The 1,542-nt window shown below is 60.1% G+C and carries 1 pseudogene; it reads right to left on the reverse strand.

The window, feature by feature from the left end:
• A pseudogene (locus tag EN893_RS33350) lies at positions 1-677 on the reverse strand (excinuclease ABC subunit A); the annotation flags it as partial.
• Between the last annotated feature and the right edge of the window lie 865 nt (positions 678-1,542).

A 1,542-nucleotide genomic window follows, 5' to 3' on the forward strand; every position in this document is an offset into this window, starting at 1 on the left:
GTCTCGATGGAATCGGCAAGCCGCGTCGCCAGATCGCCGCGCACGACGATGCGGTCGACAACGACGTCGAGGTCATGCTTGTACTTCTTGTCCAGCGCCGGCACGTCGGCGATTTCGTAGAAGACGCCATCGACCTTGACGCGCTGAAAGCCCTTCTTCTGCAGTTCCAGCAATTCCTTGCGGTACTCGCCTTTGCGGCCGCGCACCATCGGCGCCAGGATGAACAGGCGCGTGCCTTCCTCGATCGCCAGCACGCGGTCGACCATCTGCGAAACCGTCTGGCTCTCGATCGGCAGGCCGGTGGCCGGCGAATAGGGGATGCCAACGCGGGCGAACAGCAGCCGCATATAGTCGTAGATCTCGGTGACGGTGCCGACCGTCGAACGCGGGTTCTTCGAGGTGGTCTTCTGCTCGATGGAAATGGCGGGCGACAGGCCGTCGATCTGGTCGACGTCGGGTTTCTGCATCATTTCGAGGAATTGCCGCGCGTAGGCCGACAGGCTTTCGACATAGCGGCGCTGGCCCTCGGCATAGATCGTGTCGAAGGCAAGCGATGACTTGCCGGACCCCGACAGGCCGGTCATGACAATCAGGCTGTCACGCGGCAAGTCGAGATCGACATTCTTCAGATTGTGTTCGCGCGCCCCGCGAATGGAAAGATATTTATGGTCGGCCATAGCCGGTCGCCGCCTCAGAATCTGGAATTTCCTGGAATGGCGGGTTTTCCCGGCCATCCCCTATGTAGGTAGTTTTGCCGCCCCGTCGGGATAAGCCACAATTCCCGACGAGAGCGTTTAAGCGTCTTTCGCGTGAACGGGCAAGCGGAAAGAACAAAGGCCGAACACGCTCCTGACAAAGCTGTGCAAAAACTGACTTGCACGTAACCTCCCGGCGATCACATTTTTCGGTAACCGGCTATTGATGGTTGACGCCACCAGCTGACGGGAGCAGTCTCCAGCAGTCAACGAAGACGGCCGTCTTTCGATGGCCTCGCCGCCCAAAGGCGGCCTGCGAGACGCCGCAGGCATTTGCGATTTGTGCTTCGAATTGACAACAATCGCAACGGACAGAGGAGCGGAGCTATGACGCCACCGGATCGTCCCCTAGGGTTCCAGTTGTCACTGGAGCCGAGGCAGGCATAAGTGCCAGGGTTCAGCGTTTTCGCCAGCCGGCAAACCGTGACCTGCCATCTCTCGTAAAAATCAGAGACTACTAGTCGGATCGTCGGCTGAATGCCGCGGTGCATCCGAAATCAAACGCCGGCAGTACACTCCCGGTAAAATTGGATTTGAGATCCAAAAAGGCCCCGTCCGTTTGCGCAAAGCACGGCGGGGCCGTTTTCATGTGCGGATTGTCTTGTGGGCGACAGGCGCAGCGCGACACGCGCTGTCAGTGGCGCGGCGGCCCGAACGAGCCGGCGCCGACATCGACGGTGATGCTGCCGGAAATCCTGACATCGGTATCGCCGATCTTGAATGTGCCGTTCTCGCCGGCTGGCAGCGCATCGTCCGGCTCTGGAGCCGGCTTGGCGATGCGGTAGTC

Source organism: Mesorhizobium sp. M7A.F.Ca.CA.004.04.2.1 (genome assembly GCF_004022825.1).
Lineage (GTDB): Bacteria > Pseudomonadota > Alphaproteobacteria > Rhizobiales > Rhizobiaceae > Mesorhizobium.